The following is an 18,770-nucleotide window of genomic DNA, read 5'->3' on the forward strand; positions in this document are numbered from 1 at the left end:
TGAATGAAATACGGCCTCCGCGTAGAATGCCGTCAAACTGTGGGAGGGGGCTTGCTCCCGATAGCGGTCTGTCAGTCACAGATGCACTGGCTGAACCACCGCCATCGGGAGCAAGCCCCCACCCACAGGTGACCGGTGCAGGTTGTCTACTTCTGCGCCCCATCATCATGCTGCAAATTCGCCTGCGTAATATTCGCCCCCGCCGGCACACTGCGCGTCAGCCATACATTGCCGCCAATGGTCGACCCCTTGCCGATGGTGATGCGCCCGAGAATCGTCGCCCCGGCATAGATCACCACGTCATCCTCGACAATCGGATGGCGCGCGTGGCCCTTCTGCAGTTGCCCATCCTCATCCGCCGGGAAGCGCTTGGCCCCCAACGTGACCGCCTGATAGATGCGCACCCGCTCGCCGATGATCGCGGTTTCGCCGATCACCACGCCCGTCCCGTGGTCGATAAAGAAGCTCGGCCCGATCTGCGCGCCGGGGTGGATATCGATACCGGTGGCCGAGTGGGCGATTTCTGCGCTGATCCGCGCCAGCAGCGGCAAGCCGGCGCGGTACAGGTGGTGGGCCAGGCGATGGTGAATCACCGCGAGAATCCCCGGGTAGCACAGCAGCACTTCATCCACACTGCGTGCGGCCGGGTCGCCGTGGTAGGCAGCGAGTACGTCGGTGTCCAGCAGGCTGCGCAAGGACGGCAAGGCCAGGGCGAAATCCTGGATCAGCCGGATGGCATGGGCGTCGATCTGGCTGTCATCCTGGCCGCCCTGGCGCGCGGCATAACGCAACTCCAGACGCGCCTGGGCCAGCAAGGCATTCAGCGCGACGTCTAGGGTATGGCCGACATAGAAATCTTCACTTTCTTCACGCAAGTCCGCCGGCCCCAGGCGCATCGGAAACAGCGCACCACACAGGGCTTCGAGAATCTGCGCAACGGCTTCACGGGACGGCAATTCACGGCCGCCATGCTCGCCGCTCAAACGGCCATTGCGCGTTCGCCACTGGTCACGGGCGTCGCGCAGTTGGCTGACGATGGTCTGTAATTGCCAATGGCTGGAACGCTCACTCACGGTATTCACTCCTGACGTAATGGCCATCACTTTACGGTATGCACCCTGACCGCCCTTAAGAACCAATGGTGTGATGCTAAGAACCATCGGGCATAAGCGATTGACGGTTGCCCGATGAAAAGTGCCTGCCTATAGTCCCTCCATCCCTTAGCCACCGTGCGTAGCCATGATCAAGCAACAGCTCGACCGTTTTAACCGCCTGGAACTGCTTGGCGGTGCCACCGCCCTGGAAAAACTCGAACGGCTGTCGACCTGGTTGGGACGCGACATCTACGTCAAGCGCGACGACACCACGCCACTGGCCATGGGCGGCAACAAGCTGCGCAAACTCGAATACCTGGCGGCCGATGCCATCGCTCAGGGCGCCGATACCCTGGTGACCGCCGGCGCGATCCAATCCAACCACGTACGCCAGACCGCCGCCCTCGCCGCCAGGCTCGGCCTGGGCTGCGTCGCCCTGCTGGAAAACCCCACCGACACCGAAGACCCCAACTACCTGGGCAACGGCAACCGCCTGCTGCTGGAGCTGTTCGACGCCAAGGTAGAGTTGGTGGAAAACCTCGACAACGTCGACGACCAACTCAACGCCCTCGCCGATCGCCTGCGCAGCAACGGCAAGAAGCCGTACCTTGTGCCCATCGGCGGCTCCAATGCCCTCGGCGCCCTCGGTTATGTGCGCGCCGGGCTGGAGCTGGCCGGGCAGATCGAAGACAGCGGCATCGAATTCGCCGCCGTGGTGCTGGCCTCCGGCAGCGCCGGTACCCACAGCGGCCTGGCCCTGGCCTTGAGTGAAGTACTGCCGCAACTGCCCGTGATCGGCATCACCGTATCGCGCACTGAAGAAGCGCAGTTTCCGAAAGTACAGGGCCTGGCCGAACGCACGGCCGAGTTGCTCGGCGTGAACATCCCCGAGGCGTTCAAGGTGATCCTGTGGGACGAATATTTCGGCCCCCGTTATGGCGAACCGAACGCCGGCACCCTTTCAGCGGTCAAGCTATTGGCGAGCCAGGAAGGCCTGCTGCTGGACCCGGTCTACACTGGCAAGGCCATGGCCGGCTTGCTCGACGGTATCGGCCGCCAGCGCTTTGAAGATGGCCCGATTATTTTCCTGCATACCGGTGGGGCACCGGCGTTGTTTGCCTATGACTCGGTTTTCAACTGAATAAACGCGGGCTAAATGTGGGAGGGGCTTGCCCCCGATAGCAGAGTGTCAGCCAGCTCACCTGTTACTGATACACCGCTATCGGGGGCAAGCCCCCTCCCACATTAGACTCAACACATATTCAAAAATAGAATATCAATTAAGATTTATATTGTTTTCAAGTCTTAAACCCCGGCTTTATCATCGCGCCGTAGACGAAGACGCGCTACGCGCTTTAAGGCAGGATACGACTACTGCGTCACCTGCTTCGCTCAACATAAAAAACACAGGGGCTCTTCATGACTATTTCTGTATTCCGTCGCACGTTGCTGGTTGGCACTTTGGGTCTGGCTCTCGGCGCCGGTTGGCTGGGCCAGGCGGTTGCCGGCGAGCAACTGGGCAACATCAAAAAGGCCGGCGAGATCAAAATCGGCCTGGAAGGCACCTACCCGCCGTTCAGCTTCGTCGATGAAAGCGGCAAGCTCAGCGGTTTCGAAGTCGAGCTGTCCGAAGCCCTGGCCAAAGAGCTGGGCGTGAAGGTCAAGCTCCAGGCCACACCATGGGACGGCATCCTCGCGGCCCTGGAATCCAAGCGCCTGGACGCGGTGGTCAACCAAGTCACCATCTCTGAAGAGCGCAAGAAGAAGTACGACTTCTCCACGCCCTACACCGTGTCCGGTATTCAGGCGCTGGTGCTGAAAAAGAACGTCGACACCATCAAGACCGCCGACGACCTGGCCGGCAAGAAAGTCGGGGTAGGCCTGGGCACCAACTACGAACAATGGCTCAAGGACAACCAACCCAAAGCCATTATCAAGACCTATAACGATGACCCGACCAAGTTCCAGGACCTGCGCATCGGCCGTATCGACGCCATCCTGATCGACCGCCTGGCTGCGCTGGAATACGCCAAGAAAGCCCCGGACACCGCCGCTGCCGGCGACGCCTTCTCCCGCCAGGAAGCCGGTATCGCCCTGCGCAAAGGCGAGCCCGAGCTGCTTGAAGCGGTGAACAAGGCCCTCGACAAGCTGCGCGCCGACGGCACCTTGAAGAAGCTGTCCGAGAAGTACTTCAACGCCGACGTCACTCAATAATGGAAGCAGGTTTCCAACTCGCGCTGGACTCCGCGCCCTTTTTGCTCAAGGGCGCGTATTACACGGTGATTCTCAGCCTTGGCGGGATGTTTTTCGGCTTGCTGCTGGGCTTCGGCCTGGCCTTGATGCGGCTGTCGCGCTTCAAGCTGCTGAGCTGGACAGCCCGCGTCTACGTGTCGTTCTTTCGCGGCACGCCCTTGCTGGTACAGCTGTTCCTGATCTACTACGGCTTGCCGCAAGTGGGCATCGAGCTGGATCCGATCCCGGCCGCCATGATCGGCTTTTCGCTGAACATGGCCGCCTACGCCTGTGAAATCCTGCGGGCCGCCATCGCTTCCATCGAGCGTGGCCAGTGGGAGGCCGCCGCCAGTATCGGCATGACCCGTGCGCAGACTCTACGCCGGGCCATCCTGCCGCAGGCGATGCGCACCGCCCTGCCACCTTTGGGCAACAGCTTTATTTCGCTGGTCAAGGACACCGCGCTGGCCGCCACCATCCAGGTGCCAGAGCTGTTCCGCCAGGCTCAACTGGTGTCTGCGCGCACCTTCGAAATTTTCACCATGTATCTGTCCGCCGCCCTGATCTACTGGGTACTGGCAAGCATCCTGGCGCATTTCCAAAACCGCCTGGAAGACCGGGTCAACCGGCATGACCTGGAGTCTTGAAGCATGATCGTGGTTGAAAAACTGACCAAGCAATTCAACGGTCAGGTGGTACTCAACGGCATCGACCTGGAGGTCAAGGAAGGCGAAGTCGTCGCCATCATCGGCCCCAGCGGTTCCGGCAAGACCACCTTCCTGCGCTGCCTGAATTTCCTCGAAGAGCCCACCAGCGGCCGTATCAAGGTGGGCGACATCCAGATCGACGGCAGCAAACCGCTCAACCAGCAACAAGGCCTGGTACGGCGCCTGCGCCAGCACGTGGGTTTTGTGTTCCAGAACTTCAACCTGTTCCCCCACCGCACGGCGCTGGAAAACGTCATCGAAGGGCCGACCGTGGTCAAGAAGATGCCGCGTGAAGAGGCTATCGCCTTGGGGCGCAAGTTGCTGGCCAGGGTCGGCCTGGCGGGCAAGGAAGACGCCTACCCACGGCGTCTTTCCGGCGGCCAGCAACAGCGCGTGGCGATTGCCCGCGCGCTGGCCATGGAGCCGGAGGTGATCCTCTTCGACGAACCCACCTCGGCGCTGGACCCGGAGCTGGTCGGCGAAGTACTGGCAACCATCCGCAGCCTCGCCGAAGAAAACCGCACCATGGTCATCGTCACCCACGAAATGAGCTTTGCCCGCGATGTCGCCAACCGGGTGATCTTCTTCGACAAGGGTGTGATCGTGGAGCAAGGCGAAGCCAAGGCGTTGTTCGCCAACCCCAAGGAGGAACGCACCCGGCAGTTCCTGAGCAAATTCCTGGCCCACTGAGATCCACCTGCAGGTGCTGGCTTACCAACGAAAATCGTCAACGATAACGTGTTTAGCCGAATTAACCGTGTCGTCTGGACGTTCTTCGCTGGCAAGCCAGCTCCTACAGGAACGCCTCGTTCCACCGAGTAAATCTCCCCACCACTCCCCCCTTAAAATCCCCCGCCCAGTCAGACCCTTCTGAATCTGCGCCAACCCGCCGTTTAGCCTTTTGCCTCCATTGACGCTCCTTGGCCAACCCTCTTATCTAGCGTCCAGAGGATTGGATCCTATCCCGGCTATTCACCGAATCGTTCTTTTCGGACCCAGCGCGCACCCGCGCCAAGGGCCCGGAACGGTTGCTGCTGGCTGCATCAAGGAGATTACTTATGACACGCCCCCTGCTCACCGCCCCGACGCTGCCCCAGGCCCTTCGAAATGGCATCAACGCCCTGGCGGCCGCACACCTGCAGATCGATATCGAGCCCTACCCCGGCATGGAAGAAGGCGATCTGATCGAGCTGTTCTGGAACAACTGCTTTGCGGCCTCACGGCGGGTGACCGCAGGCAAGGTCGGCCTGCCAACCCATCTGCGGGTGCCGGAAAGTTTTGTGCAGGATGGCCCCGCTGAAGTTCACTACCGGGTCATGCAAATCGGCCACACACCCGCCTGCTCGGCCAGGGCCCACGTGCGGGTAAAAACCAACTGTCCGGGAGGCCCGCCCTCCCCGCTTTGCAGCGACGAAAACCAGAACCTTGCCCCTGTAGGCCTGCCCGAGACCATCCGCCGCTACGGCGTCAACGATCGCCAGGTACGACGTGGTATTCCGCTGACCATCGCGCCTTACCTGAATATGGCCACGGGCGATGCCATCACCCTACGCTGGGGAGATGTACGCATGGACCTGCCCAAGATCCAGGCCAAAGGCGTCGGGGTGGTCGTGCAGGTGTGGGTGCCTTCGACGGTAATTGTCGAGGCAGGTGACGACAGCCGCCTGGAGGTGACGTACTGCATTCTCGATCGTGTCGGCAACAATTCGCGCTGGGCTCCGACCCGCACCTTACGCATTGCCGCCTGCGCGCCGAGCCAGCCGGTCGGGAGAGCGCGGATCTATCAACCGCGCCCCCTTGGCTGACCCTGCGAACCTGGGTAGCAGACCTTCTATGCATATTCCCAAAAGTTAGTTTATTTAAATATTTAACACGCTTAGGGTATATGCACCGGACCACCGGACATCTTTGATTTTTCTGTTTTCATTTCATTGAATGCGAGGTCGGTATGGTCAGAATTACCCCGGTGCATAACGCCAGGGCATTACGTGCAGCCAAGGAGCGGCACTGATGTCTAACTTGGCTCTAACACCCCCCCAGAATCATCTGGACGTTGCTCCCCTGCTGTTGCCGGCCACCGTGCTGCGCAACGATGCAGAGGCGCTGAAGGCTGCCCACGAGCTGGCCCAGGCCGCGCGCCTGCAAGCCGCCCAGCGTGACCAGCAACGTAAGCTGCCGTGGGCGCAGATCGAACAATTCACCCGCAGTGGGCTGGGCAGTATTTCCATTCCTCGCGAATACGGCGGCCCACAAGTCTCATTCGTGACCCTGGCCGAAGTCTTCGCGATCATCAGCGCGGCAGACCCGGCCCTCGGGCAGATCCCGCAGAACCATTTCGGCATCCTGCAGGTGTTGCAGGGCGCCGCCACCGGGCGCCAGAAAGAGCAGCTGTTCCAGAGCGTCCTCGACGGCTGGCGCATCGGCAATGGCGGCCCGGAGCGCGGCACCAAAAACACCCTGGAGCTCAAGGCGCGCATCACTGCCCAAGGCGACGGCTACGTGATCAGCGGCCAGAAGTTCTATTCAACCGGCGCGCTGTTTGCCCACTGGGTGGCGGTGAAGGCGCTGAACGACGACGGCAAGCAGGTCATGGCGTTTGTGCGCCGTGGCACCGAAGGGCTGCGCATCGTGGATGACTGGTCGGGCTTCGGCCAACGCACCACCGCCAGCGGCACCGTGCTGCTGGACCGCGTGCCAGTGGAGGCCGATCTGGTCGTTGAAAACTGGCGTATCGGCGAAAGCCCGACTATCCAGGGCGCCGTTTCGCAACTGATCCAGGCCGCCATTGACGCCGGCATCGCCCGTGGCGCGCTGGATGACACCATCGCCTTTGTGCGTGAGCGTTCGCGCCCGTGGATCGACGCCAAGGTCGAGCGGGCCAGCGATGACCTCTACGTGATCGCCGATATCGGCAAGCTGAAGATCGAACTGCACGCCGCCGAAGCGCTGTTGCGCAAGGCCGGGCAAGTGCTGGACCAGGTCAGCGCCGAGCCGATCACCGCACAGTCCGCCGCGCGTGCGTCAATCGCCGTGGCCGAGGCGAAGGTGCTCACCACTGAAGTGTCGTTGCTGGTCAGCGAAAAGCTCTTCGAACTGGCCGGCAGCCGCGCCACCCTCGCGGAGTTCAACCTCGACCGTCACTGGCGCAACGCCCGGGTGCACACCCTGCACGACCCGGTGCGCTGGAAGTATCACGCCGTCGGCGCCTATCGCTTGAACGGCACGTTGCCGGCTCGCCATTCCTGGATTTAACCGACCAGACCTCTGGAGAAACTCATGACCCTTTCTCACCGTGTCGCGGTTATCACCAGCGACGAACAAGCCCTTATTGTCGCCAGCGACCTGGCCGAAGACTTCCGTCGCGACAGCGCCCAGCGCGACCGCGAACGCCGCCTGCCGCTGCCCGAGCTGGACGTGTTCTCGCGCTCCGGCCTGTGGGGCATCAGCGTGCCCAAGGCATACGGCGGTGCCGGTGTGTCCAACGTCACCCTGGCCAAGGTCATTGCCCTCATCGCCCAGGCTGATGCCTCCCTGGGCCAGATTCCGCAAAACCATTTCTACGCCCTCGAAGTGCTGCGCGTGAATGGCAGCCCTGAACAGCAACAACGCCTGTATGCCGAAGTGCTCGCTGGCCAGCGTTTCGGCAACGCCCTGGCGGAACTGGGCACCAAGACCGCCCACGACCGTGTTACGTCCATCACCCGCGACGGCGACGGCTTCCGCATCACCGGCCGCAAGTTCTACGCCACCGGCGCGATCTATGCCCAGCGCATCCCCACCTCGGTGGTGGATGAACACGGCATCCAGCAACTGGCCTTCGTGCCCCGCGACAGCGAGGGGCTGACGGTTATCGACGACTGGAGCGGCTTTGGCCAGCGCACCACCGGCAGCGGCTCGGTGGTGTTCGATAACGTGTGGGTTGCGGCGCAAGACGTAATCCCGTTCCAGAGTGCGTTTGAGCGCCCGACCACCGTCGGCCCGCTGGCGCAGATTCTCCACGCCGCCATCGACACCGGCATCGCCCGCGCGGCCTTTGAAGATGCGCTGCACTTTGTGCGCACCAAGACCCGCCCGTGGATCGATTCCGGCAACGACAAAGCCACCGAAGACCCGCTGACCCTGAAGAGCTTCGGCCACCTGAGCATTCGCCTGCACGCCGCCGAGGCATTGCTGGAACGCGCAGGCGAACACCTCGACCGCGCCCAGGCCGACAGCAATGCCGACACCGTGGCGGCGGCGTCCATCGCCGTCGCTGAAGTCCGCGCCTTGAGCACCGAGATTTCCCTGGCCGCCGGCAGCACCCTGTTCGAACTGGCCGGCAGCCAGGCCACCCTGGCCGAGCACGGCCTCGACCGCCACTGGCGCAACGCCCGCGTGCACACCCTGCACGACCCGGTGCGCTGGAAGTACCACGCAGTAGGCAATTACTACCTCAACGCTGAAAACCCGCCACTGCGGGGGACCATTTGATGGCAAAGAAAAAGATCCTGCTCAATGCCTTCAACATGAACTGCATCGGGCATATCAACCACGGCATGTGGACCCATCCACGGGACACGTCCACCCAGTACAAAAGCATCGAGTACTGGACCGACCTGGCGCAAACCCTGGAGCGCGGGCTGTTCGACGGTTTGTTCATCGCCGACATCGTCGGCGTGTATGACGTGTACCAGAAATCCATCGATGTGCCGCTCAAGGAATCGATCCAACTGCCGGTCAACGACCCGCTGCTGCTGGTCTCGGCGATGGCCGCCGTGACCAGGAACCTCGGCTTCGGCCTGACCGCCAACCTCACCTATGAGCCGCCGTATCTGTTCGCCCGGCGCATGTCCACGCTCGACCACCTGAGCCGTGGCCGGGTGGGCTGGAACATCGTCACCGGCTACCTCGACAGCGCCGCCAAGGCCATGGGCCTCACCGAACAGGTCGAGCATGACCGGCGCTACGACCAGGCCGATGAATACCTGGAGGTGCTCTACAAACTCTGGGAAGGCAGCTGGGAAGACGACGCGGTGCTCAACGATCCGCAGGCGCGGGTCTACGCGCAGCCGGGCAAGGTGCACAAGGTCGAGCACCATGGCGAGTTCTATCAGGTGGAGGGTTATCACCTGTGCGAACCGTCGCCGCAGCGTACGCCGGTGCTGTTCCAGGCCGGCAGTTCGGACCGTGGCTTGCTGTTTGCCGGGCGCCATGCCGAGTGCGTGTTTATCAGCGGGCAGAACAAGGCCGCGACCAAGGTGCAGGTGGGCAAGGTACGCACCAGCGCGGTCGAGGCCGGACGCAACCCGCAAGACATCAAGGTGTTCATGGGCCTCAACGTGATCGTCGGCGCCACCGAAGAACTGGCCTGGGCCAAGCATGCCGAGTACCTGAGCTATGCCAGCGCGGAGGCCGGCGTGGCGCACTTTTCGGCGTCCACCGCGATTGATTTTTCCCAATACGAACTCGACGAACCGATCCAGTACGTGAAGAGCAACGCGATCCAGTCGGCCACCAAGAACCTGCAAAACAACGACTGGACCCGGCGCAAATTGCTCGAGCAGCACGCCCTCGGCGGACGCTATATCACCCTGGTCGGCTCGCCCGAACAGGTCGCTGACGAGCTGGAATCCTGGATCAGCGAAACCGGGCTGGATGGCTTCAACCTGACGCGCATTGTCACGCCGGAAAGCTATGTGGACTTTATCGACCTGGTGGTGCCGGAGTTGCAGAAGCGGGGGTCGTACAAGACCGAATATGAGAGCGGCACGCTACGGGAAAAAGTCTTCCACGCCAGTGCTCGCCTACCTGAACAACACACCGGCTCGACCTACCGCCACTGATTGAAAAATGTGGGAGGGGGCTTGCTCCCGATAGCGGTGTATCAGTCACCACATTTGCCAACTGAACCACTGCTATCGGGAGCAAGCCCCCTCCCACATTGGATCTGCATTGTTTGTCCTAATACCTTATGACTGGAAACCCACTATGAAAAAGACATTCCTCAATAACCCAGTCAAAGCACTGGCCCTGGCCTTCGGGCTGTTCAGCTCGGCGGTGTTCGCCGCCGATGCCCCGTTGAAAATCGGCACCACTGCCGCCTTCGCGATTCCCCTGGAAGCCGCAGTCGCCGAAGCCGGCAAGCAAGGCCTGAACGTCGAGCTGGTGGAGTTCACCGACTGGATCGCGCCCAACGTCAGCCTGGCCGCCGGCGATATTGACGTGAACTACTTCCAGCACATCCCGTTCCTGGAAAACGCCAAGGCCGCCGCCGGTTTTGACCTGGTGCCGTACGCGCCGGGCATCATCAACAACGTCGGCCTGTACTCGAAGAAATACAAAAGCATCAACGACCTGCCCCAAGGCGCCAGCGTGGCGATTGCCAACGACCCGATCAACAGCGGTCGCGGCTTGCAACTGCTGGCCAAGGCCGGCTTGATCACCCTCAAGCCGGGCGTGGGCTACAAGGCCACCGAAGAAGACATCGTCACCAACCCGAAAAACATCAAGATCCTGCAAGTCGAGGCCGTGCAGTTGGTGCGCGCCTATGACGATGCCGACCTGGTGCAGGGCTACCCGGCGTACATCCGCCTGTCCAAGACCTTCGATGCCGAGTCGGCGCTGCTGTTCGACGGCCTCGACCACCCGGAATACGTGATCCAGTTCGTGATCCAGCCCAAGAGCAAAACCGACCCGCGCGTGATCAAGTTCGTCGACATCTACCAGCACTCGCCAGTGGTGCGCGCGGCGTTGGATAAATCCCTCGGCAAGTTGTACCAAGTCGGTTGGGACGATAAAAAATGACCGCCGCCCACTTTCAACTACGCGACCTGGGTTCTCCACCCAGGGACGCCGAGCAGACAGAACTGCACCCGGACCTGAACCGCGCGCACGTGCGTTTTATAAACCTGGGCAAAACCTACGACGGCGGCGTGCATGCCTTGCAAGGCATCGACCTGGCGATCCAGCGCGGTGAAGTGTTCGGCATTATCGGCCGCAGCGGCGCCGGCAAATCGTCGCTGATCCGCACCATCAACCGCCTGGAACAACCCAGCAGCGGGCGCGTGTTGATCGATCAGGTCGACATCGGCGAGTTCGACGAAGACCACCTGGTAGCGCTGCGTCGGCGTATCGGCATGATCTTCCAGCACTTCAACCTGATGTCAGCCAAAACCGTGTGGCAGAACGTCGAATTGCCGCTGAAAGTCGCCGGCGTGCCCAAGCCCCAGCGTGAGCAAAAAGTGCGCGAGCTGCTGGAATTGGTCGGCTTGCAGGACAAGCACAAGGCCTACCCGGCGCAGCTGTCCGGCGGGCAGAAACAGCGCGTGGGCATTGCCCGTTCGCTGGTGCACGACCCGCAGATCCTGCTGTGCGACGAAGCCACCTCGGCCCTTGACCCGGAGACCACCCAATCGATCCTCGGCCTGCTGCGCGAGATCAACCGGCGCCTGGGCCTGACCATCGTCTTGATCACCCATGAGATGGCGGTGATCCGCGACATCTGCGACCGCGTGGTGGTGCTCGAACACGGGCGCATCGTCGAACAAGGCCCGGTGTGGCAAGTGTTCGGCAACCCGCAACATGAAGTCAGCAAGACCCTGCTGGCGCCGCTGCAACATGGGCTGCCGGAAGAACTGCAAAGCCGTTTGCACACCCAGCCTGAATCGCCAAACGCCGCCGCGGTGCTGCGCTTGCAGTTCACCGGCAGTGCCAGCGATGAACCCGACCTGGCCGCACTGTTCAGCGCCCTCGGCGGGCGCGTGCGTCTGCTGCAGGGCGGTGTCGAACGGATCCAGGGGCATGCCTTGGGGCAACTGCTGCTGGCGGTGAACGGCTCACCCCATAACACCGAAGAACTGCGCAACCGCGCCGCGAACTGGGCACAACAGGTGGAGGTGCTGGGCTATGTGGTTTGATCGTTTGGTGCAGGGTGCCATCGACACCTTGTTGATGGTCGGCGTGTCATCGTTGATCGCCTTGCTGGTGGGGATTCCGCTGGCGGTGTTTCTGGTGACCAGCGACAAGGGCGGCATCTACCAGGCACCGGCGCTGAACCGGGTGCTGGGGGCGTTCGTCAATCTGTTCCGCTCGATTCCGTTTTTGATCCTGATGGTGGCGCTGATCCCCTTCACGCGGCTGATCGTCGGCACCACCTACGGCGTGTGGGCGGCGGTTGTGCCGCTGACCATCGCCGCCACACCGTTCTTCGCGCGGATCGCCGAAGTGAGTCTGCGCGAGGTCGACCACGGTCTGATTGAAGCCGCCCAGGCCATGGGGTGCCGGCGCTGGCACATCATCTGGCATGTACTGCTGCCCGAAGCGCTGCCAGGGATTGTCGGCGGGTTCACCATCACGTTGGTGACCATGATCAACTCGTCGGCCATGGCCGGGGCCATTGGTGCGGGCGGCCTGGGCGACATTGCCTATCGCTACGGCTACCAGCGCTTTGATACGCAGATCATGCTCACGGTGATTGTGCTGCTGGTGATCCTGGTGGCGGTGATCCAGTTGGGTGGCGATCGGTTGGCGCGGGTGCTGAATAAGCGCTGAAAGCTGGGGCTGCTGCGCAGCCCAACGCGGGGCAAGCCCGCTCGCCACAAGGTATAGTCGGGTCATCTCAACACCCGGTATTGCCCACCATGCCCCTCAAGCCCGACGACCTCGACCAGATCACGTCCACCACCCTCGGCCACTACAACAAGGTGGCCGAGGACTTCCGTGAAGGCACCCGCGATCACGATGTGAGCCAGAATATCGACGCGCTGCTGCGGCATATCCAGGGCACACCCCCCTTTACCGTGCTGGACTTCGGCTGCGGGCCGGGGCGGGATTTGCAGACCTTTACGCGCATGGGGCATATCGCCGTCGGCCTGGATGGCTCCGAGCGGTTTGCGCAGATGGCGCGCGAAGACAGCGGCTGTGAGGTGTTGCAGCAGGACTTCCTCAAACTGGATTTACCGGCTGAACGCTTTGACGGGATCTTTGCCAATGCGGTGCTGTTTCATATCCCCAAGCAGGAACTGCCGCGTGTGCTCAAACAACTGCATGGGGCGTTGAAACCTGGGGGCGTGCTGTTCAGCTCCAACCCGCGGGGTGAGAACCAGGAAGGCTGGAATGGGCCGCGCTATGGGGCTTATCACGACCTGGAGGCGTGGCAGACACTGCTCACCGCCGCCGGGTTTGTGGAACTGGAGCATTACTACCGGCCGGCGGGATTGCCTCGAGAGCAGCAGCCTTGGTTGGCCAGTGTCTGGCGCAAACCTTAGAGGTAACGCATTCCAAATGTGGGAGGGGGCTTGCCCCCGATAGCAGTGGATCAGTTGGAGCATCTTTGACTGACCCACCGCCATCGGGAGCAAGCCCCCTCCCACATTTTTAACCGTGTTCTTCCTGTTGGGGTTCGCGGATCTTGTACCAGGCCACATACAGCGCCGGCAGGAACAACAGCGTCAGCAAGGTGGCGATGATGATGCCGCCAATCATCGCGTAGGCCATCGGCCCCCAGAACACTTCCCGAGCAATCGGGATCATGCCCAGGCTCGCCGCAGCCGCCGTGAGCAGGATCGGCCGACGCCGATGCTCGGTGGCTTCCACCACCGCGTCCCACGGCGTGTAGCCGGCCACTTCATATTCGTGGATCTGCGTCACCAGGATCACCGAGTTACGGATGATGATGCCGATCAACGCCAGGATACCGAGGATCGCCACAAAGCCCATGGGCGTCCCTGTGGGGATCAACGCCAGCACCACGCCAATCAGCCCCAGCGGCGCGACACTGGCCACCAGGAACATCTTCTGCACGCTGTGCAGTTGGATCATCAGGAAGGTCGCCATGAGGAACAGCATCAGCGGCACCACGCTGGCAATCGGGCCCTGAGCCTTGCCGCTTTCTTCCACGGTGCCGCCCGTGGCGACCTTGTAACCCACCGGCAGGCCGGCGCTGAATGCGTCGATCTCCGGCTTGAGCTGCTTGACCAGGTCGGTCGGCTGCATCTCATCGCGCACCGACGCTTTAATGGTGATAGTCGGCTTGCGGTCGCGACGCCACACCAGCGGCTGTTCCAGTTCATAGCGCACGGTGGCGAAGGCCAGCAGCGGGATCGAGGTGCCGTTGGGCGTGACGATCTGCAGGTTCTGCAAGGTTTCCGGCGTACCGCGCTCGGCGTCCTCGGCACGGCCGACCACGTTGATCAGGTAGATGTCGTCGTGCACCTGGGTTACCGACGCACCACTGACCACGCTGTTCATCAACTGCGCCACGTCTTCGGATGACAGCCCGAGCTGGCGCGCCTTGTCCTGGGCAATGTCGATGCGCAGCACTTTGCCCGGCTCGTTCCAGTCGTAGATGATCTCGCCCAGGTGGGTGTTTTTATCCAGCAGGGTCGCCAGTTCGATGGCGTGCTTGCGCACCTGGTCGGTGTCTTTACCGGACACGCGATACTGGATCGGACGCCCCACCGGCGGGCCCATTTCCAGCGGTTGCACAAAACTGCCGATGCCCACGAAGTCGTCACGCAGGCGCTTTTGCAGGCGCGCAATCAAGGCACCGCGCTCTTCCAGGCCTTTGCTGACGATCACCAACTGCGCGTAGTAGGGGTTTTCCAGTTGCTGGTCGAGGGGCAGGTAGAAACGGATCGCACCCTGGCCGATATAGGTGCTCCAGCGTGCAATGTCCGGGTCGTCCTTGATGATCGCTTCCAGACGGTCGACCGTCTTGCGCGTCTCGTTGATCGAGGCGTTTTGCGGCAGGTTGAGGTCGACGAGAATTTCCGGGCGGTCCGACGACGGGAAGAACTGGTTCTGCACAAACTGCATGGAGAACACCGACGCCACGAACAGGCCCACGGTGATGCCGATGGCCCACCAACGGTTGCGCATGGCCCACAGCATGCCGCCATTGAACGCGCGGCCGATGCGCCCCGGCTCGGCGCTGTGGGGTTTCACCTTGGCACTGAGGATATGCACGCCAATCACCGGCGCAAACAGCACCGCCACCACCCATGACACCAGCATCGCCACGGCAATCACCGCGAACAGGGTGAAGGTGTACTCCCCCGCCGAACTGGCGTTGAGGCCAATCGGCACGAAACCGGCGACGGTCACCAAGGTACCGGTGAGCATCGGGAATGCCGTGGAGGTGTAGGCATAGGTGGCCGCCTGCTCCTTGGTTTCGCCTTTTTCCAGACGTGTGATCATCATCTCCACGGTGATCATTGCGTCGTCCACCAACAGGCCGAGGGCGATGATCAACGCACCCAGCGACACGCGCTGCATGGTGATGCCGCTGTATTCCATGAACACGAACACCAGCGCCAGCACCAGTGGAATCGAGCACGCCACCACCAGCCCGGCGCGCATGCCGAGGCTGATAAAGCTCACCACCAGCACGATGATCACCGCTTCGAACAGCGCGCTGGTAAAGCCGCCGACCGCCTCTTCCACCACTTCGGCCTGGTCGGAGACCTTATGCACACCGACGCCCACCGGCAGGTCGGCGGTCAGTTCGTCCATGCGCGTGTGCAGTGCCTTGCCGAACGACTGGATGTTGCCGCCCTTCTGCATGGCGATGGCCAAGCCAATCGCCGGCTTGCCGTTGAAGCGGAACATCGGTCGCGCAGGGTCAACATAGCCACGGCTGATCTCGGCGATATCGGCCAGGCGATAGAAGCGGTCATTGAGGCGCAGGTTGACGTTGGCCAGGTCTTTTTCCGAGGCGAACTGCCCCGACGTACGCACCGAGATGCGCTCCGGCCCGGCCTCGATCACCCCGGCGGGGGTCACCGCGTTCTGCGATTGCAGGCTTTGCACCACCTGGCGCTGGTCAATGCCCAGGGCCGCCAGTTTGCGCGTGGAGAAATTCAGGTAAATCACTTCGTCCTGCTGGCCGATCATCTCGACCTTGCCCAGCCCCGGCACTGAGCGGATCTCGGCACGCACCTGCTCCACGTAGTCGCGCAACTGGCGCATCGACAGGCCGTCGCCGGTAAAGGCGTACACCGAGCCGAACACATCGCCGAATTCGTCGTTGAACGACGGCCCCTGCAAGCCCTGGGGGAAGGTGCCGCGAATGTCGTCGATCTTCTTGCGGACCTGGTACCAGATCTCCGGAATCGCCTTGGCGCTGGTGGTGTCCTTGAGGAACACGAACACCGTGGATTCACCCGGTCGCGTGTAGCTTTTCACGTAGTCGAGGGAGTCGAGTTCCTCGAGCTTTTTCTCGATGCGGTCGGTGACCTGCCTGAGGGTTTCTTCCTGGGTCGCGCCCGGCCAGCGGGTCTGGATCACCATGGTCTTGATGGTGAACGAGGGGTCTTCCTCGCGGCCCAGGTTCATGTAGGAGAACACGCCCATCAGCAGCGCGACGAACATCAGGTACCAGACGAAGGACTGATGCTTGAGGGCCCACTCGGATAAGTTGAAGCTGCCTTTCATCGCGGGCTGTCCTCGTCGATTTTGACTTTTTGCCCAGGCTTCAGGCTGTTCACGCCGGCAGTAACGATACGTTCGCCGGGTTTGACGCCGCCGTTGAGCAAGGCGCTTTCAGCGTCACGGCTAAGCACCGTGATGTCGCGCGGTTGTACGGTCTGGCTTTGGGTATCGAGCAACCAGATGCGGGTCTTGCCGTCGACTTCCTGCAAGGCGCTCAGGGGCAACTCGATGCGTGGGGCGATGGCCGAACTCAAGGTCACGCTGACCGCCGTGCCAAGGCGGAACGCGGGCGGCGTTTCGGCCAGGGTCAGGCGCGCGCGACGGGTGCGCGTGGCGCTTTGGGCCTGGGGTTCGATCTCGCGCACGGTGGCGGTGGTGTTGACGCTGGGGTCGAGTTGCCCGGCGACGAGGAACACCCCATCCGGCGGCAGGCGCTCGGCGAGGCCGGCGGGCAGGTCGATGACCGCCTCCTTGATGTCCGGGCGCGCCAGGGTCACCACTTGCTGACCGGCGCTGACCACCTGGCCGGCCTCGGCATTCCAGGCGGTGACGATGCCGGCGTGGTCGGTGCGCAGTTCGGCGTAGTTGAGCTGGTCTTTGGCTTGATTGACCGAAGCCCGGGCCTGGTCGAGGGAAGCCTGGGTGGTTTTCAGGTCGGTCTGGGCCACATCCAGTTGGGCCTGGGCCCCGACACCACGGTTGAACAGCTCCTGCTGGCGACGGGCATTGGCCTGGGCATTGATGAACTGCGCCTGCACGCGCGCCAAATCGCCTTGGGCGGCGCGCAACTGGTTTTGTTGGTCGGTAGGGTCGAGCACGGCGAGCACGGCGCCCTTCTCCACTTCGGCGCCCACATCCACGGCACGCCGGGCGATGCGACCGGGGACGCGGAAGCCCAAGTTGCTTTCGTAGCGCGCCTGGATGGTGCCGGCGAAGCGGCCGAGGGTCTCCTGGTCTTCGGACTTCACCTCCATGGACAGCACCGGGCGCACGGGCTCGGGCGCCGGTTCTTCCTTGGAGCAGGCCATCAGCAACAGGCTGGCGGCGAGTACAACCGTCAGGCGCTTCATGGCTGGGCTCCTGGCTGGGCGATCTCGACCAGCATGCCGGGGTGCAGTAGTTGCCCACCAGCCACCACGACTTTTTCGCCGCCCTTGAGGCCGTCGCCAATAATCACTTTGCCCGTGAGGTAACGCGCCACACTGACCTTGTGCAGTTGCGCCTTGCCCTCGCCGTCCACCAGCCATACGGCGGGCTCGCTGAGGTCTTTGGTCAACGCCGACCAGGGCAGCTCGATGCTCGATTTGGCCGGGCCATTGGCGGTGGCGCTGACCACCGAACCAAGCCGCATGCCTTCGGGCAACGATTGCAGGGCGATCTTCACTTGCACCGTGCCGGTATTGGCGGCCACGGCCGGTGTGACTTCACGCACTTTACCCACGGCCTTGATGCTCGGGTTATCCAGCAGGCTGACGGTGATCGGCGCATCGGGCGGCGGCTCAACCAGCAGTGACTCATAAACGTTGAACACCGCATCGCGCTCGCCATCGGTGGCCAGGCTGAAAATCGGCACGGTGGCCTGTACCACCTGACCGACTTCGGCCTGGCGCGCAGTGATCACTCCCGGCGCATCCGCAATCAGCGCGGTATAGCCGAGTTGTTCACGGGCGTTGGCCAACTGCGCCTGCGCGGCGGCCAGGGCACTTTGGCTGCTGCGCAGCGCGGCCTGGGCGGAATCGTATTCGCTGCGGCTGGTGTAGCCCTTGGGCAGGAGTTTTTCCTGGCGCACAAACGCGGCGGAGGTTTGCTTGACCCGCGCCTGTTCGGCCACGACCTGGGCCTGGGCGGAATCGACGTTGGTCTGCAAATCCTTGGGATCAAGCTTGGCCAGCACTTGCCTGGCGGTCACGCGGTCACCCACATCCACCATGCGCTGGATGATCTTGCCGCCGACGCGGAAGGACAAGTCGGTCTGCACGCGCGCCTGCACATCCCCGGTCAGTGTGACGGCCGCGGCGAAATCCGCGGGTTGCACGGTTTGCACAAATACTCGGGAATGCTGCTTGGGTTCGGCGTTTTCCTGGCCGCAAGCGCTCAGCAACACCACTAAACCCAAACCGACGATACAGGTGGAAATACGACCGCCCATGCGGACTCCTTGTGCGCGATGCGATGTGCCAGTGTGTATGCGACTGTGAGCTTAGATCAGGGTTCCTTATCGGCATGGGGAAGGCGTATTGAGGTGAGTTCATCGGCCTCATCGGGGGCAAGTCCTCTCGCACATGTTGACGTGTGAATACATTCAAATGTGGGAGGGAGCTTGCTCCCG

At 62.4% G+C, this 18,770-nt stretch carries 16 protein-coding genes; 12 read left to right on the forward strand and 4 right to left on the reverse strand.

Translation table 11 applies throughout. From position 1 onward, the window contains the following. Window positions 1-146 precede the first annotated feature (146 nt). Window positions 147-1,073, reverse strand: coding sequence for a serine O-acetyltransferase EpsC (epsC, locus tag HDC32_RS23220; protein ID WP_145335788.1), 927 nt, complete (start codon window positions 1,071-1,073; stop codon window positions 147-149). 166 nt (window positions 1,074-1,239) lie between these two features. Between epsC and HDC32_RS23225 the strand changes: the two genes are divergently transcribed. From HDC32_RS23225 to HDC32_RS23280, 12 genes are all read left to right on the forward strand, one after another. Continuing rightward, window positions 1,240-2,235, forward strand: a complete 996-nt coding sequence (locus HDC32_RS23225; protein WP_184745605.1) for a D-cysteine desulfhydrase — start codon at window positions 1,240-1,242, stop codon at window positions 2,233-2,235. Window positions 2,236-2,513: 278 nt separating this feature from the next. Further along, entirely contained in the window at window positions 2,514-3,308 is a 795-nt protein-coding gene (gene tcyJ, locus HDC32_RS23230; RefSeq protein ID WP_108573701.1) for a cystine ABC transporter substrate-binding protein, read from the forward strand. Then, complete coding sequence (tcyL, locus tag HDC32_RS23235) at window positions 3,308-3,973, forward strand: cystine ABC transporter permease (RefSeq protein ID WP_032884921.1); 666 nt, start codon at window positions 3,308-3,310, stop codon at window positions 3,971-3,973. Before tcyJ ends, tcyL begins: the two co-directional genes overlap by 1 nt. A 3-nt stretch (window positions 3,974-3,976) precedes the next feature. Continuing rightward, window positions 3,977-4,723 (forward strand): L-cystine ABC transporter ATP-binding protein TcyN, encoded by a 747-nt coding sequence (gene tcyN / locus HDC32_RS23240; RefSeq protein ID WP_053140245.1) that lies wholly within the window; start codon window positions 3,977-3,979, stop codon window positions 4,721-4,723. Between the two features lie 368 nt (window positions 4,724-5,091). Next, on the forward strand, window positions 5,092-5,838 hold the full coding sequence (locus HDC32_RS23245) for a hypothetical protein (protein ID WP_184745607.1): 747 nt from the start codon (window positions 5,092-5,094) through the stop codon (window positions 5,836-5,838). Between the two features lie 205 nt (window positions 5,839-6,043). Continuing rightward, window positions 6,044-7,285, forward strand: a complete 1,242-nt coding sequence (locus tag HDC32_RS23250) for an SfnB family sulfur acquisition oxidoreductase (RefSeq protein WP_145335782.1) — start codon at window positions 6,044-6,046, stop codon at window positions 7,283-7,285. A gap of 24 nt (window positions 7,286-7,309) precedes the next feature. Further along, a complete protein-coding gene (locus HDC32_RS23255) occupies window positions 7,310-8,503 on the forward strand; it encodes an SfnB family sulfur acquisition oxidoreductase (RefSeq protein ID WP_184745609.1) in 1,194 nt (397 codons plus the stop codon). Beyond that, window positions 8,503-9,855 (forward strand): LLM class flavin-dependent oxidoreductase, encoded by a 1,353-nt coding sequence (locus HDC32_RS23260; protein ID WP_184745611.1) that lies wholly within the window; start codon window positions 8,503-8,505, stop codon window positions 9,853-9,855. The genes HDC32_RS23255 and HDC32_RS23260 overlap by 1 nt, the downstream gene beginning before the upstream one ends. Before the next feature lie 145 nt (window positions 9,856-10,000). Then, a complete protein-coding gene (locus tag HDC32_RS23265) occupies window positions 10,001-10,816 on the forward strand; it encodes a MetQ/NlpA family ABC transporter substrate-binding protein (protein ID WP_145335776.1) in 816 nt (271 codons plus the stop codon). Next, window positions 10,813-11,928 carry a methionine ABC transporter ATP-binding protein gene (locus tag HDC32_RS23270; protein WP_184745613.1) on the forward strand — a complete coding sequence of 372 codons (1,116 nt, stop codon included), beginning with the start codon at window positions 10,813-10,815 and terminating at the stop codon, window positions 11,926-11,928. Before HDC32_RS23265 ends, HDC32_RS23270 begins: the two co-directional genes overlap by 4 nt. Further along, window positions 11,918-12,562 carry a methionine ABC transporter permease gene (locus tag HDC32_RS23275; protein ID WP_016974994.1) on the forward strand — a complete coding sequence of 215 codons (645 nt, stop codon included), beginning with the start codon at window positions 11,918-11,920 and terminating at the stop codon, window positions 12,560-12,562. The genes HDC32_RS23270 and HDC32_RS23275 overlap by 11 nt, the downstream gene beginning before the upstream one ends. Window positions 12,563-12,651: 89 nt before the next feature. Beyond that, complete coding sequence (locus HDC32_RS23280; protein ID WP_184745615.1) at window positions 12,652-13,278, forward strand: bifunctional 2-polyprenyl-6-hydroxyphenol methylase/3-demethylubiquinol 3-O-methyltransferase UbiG; 627 nt, start codon at window positions 12,652-12,654, stop codon at window positions 13,276-13,278. A 109-nt stretch (window positions 13,279-13,387) separates the two neighbouring features. On the opposite strand, the gene HDC32_RS23285 is transcribed toward HDC32_RS23280, so the two are convergent. Genes HDC32_RS23285 through HDC32_RS23295 form a run of 3 tightly spaced genes read right to left on the reverse strand, consistent with a single transcriptional unit; the run spans window position 13,388 to window position 18,590 of the window. Then, window positions 13,388-16,444: an efflux RND transporter permease subunit gene (locus HDC32_RS23285; protein WP_184745617.1), complete on the reverse strand. Its 3,057-nt coding sequence runs from the start codon at window positions 16,442-16,444 to the stop codon at window positions 13,388-13,390. Then, window positions 16,441-17,511, reverse strand: coding sequence for an efflux RND transporter periplasmic adaptor subunit (locus HDC32_RS23290; RefSeq protein ID WP_184745619.1), 1,071 nt, complete (start codon window positions 17,509-17,511; stop codon window positions 16,441-16,443). The genes HDC32_RS23285 and HDC32_RS23290 overlap by 4 nt, the downstream gene beginning before the upstream one ends. Next, on the reverse strand, window positions 17,508-18,590 hold the full coding sequence (locus tag HDC32_RS23295; protein ID WP_184745621.1) for an efflux RND transporter periplasmic adaptor subunit: 1,083 nt from the start codon (window positions 18,588-18,590) through the stop codon (window positions 17,508-17,510). The genes HDC32_RS23290 and HDC32_RS23295 overlap by 4 nt, the downstream gene beginning before the upstream one ends. Between the last annotated feature and the right edge of the window lie 180 nt (window positions 18,591-18,770).

It is taken from the genome of Pseudomonas sp. JAI120, assembly GCF_014207255.1.
GTDB lineage: Bacteria > Pseudomonadota > Gammaproteobacteria > Pseudomonadales > Pseudomonadaceae > Aquipseudomonas.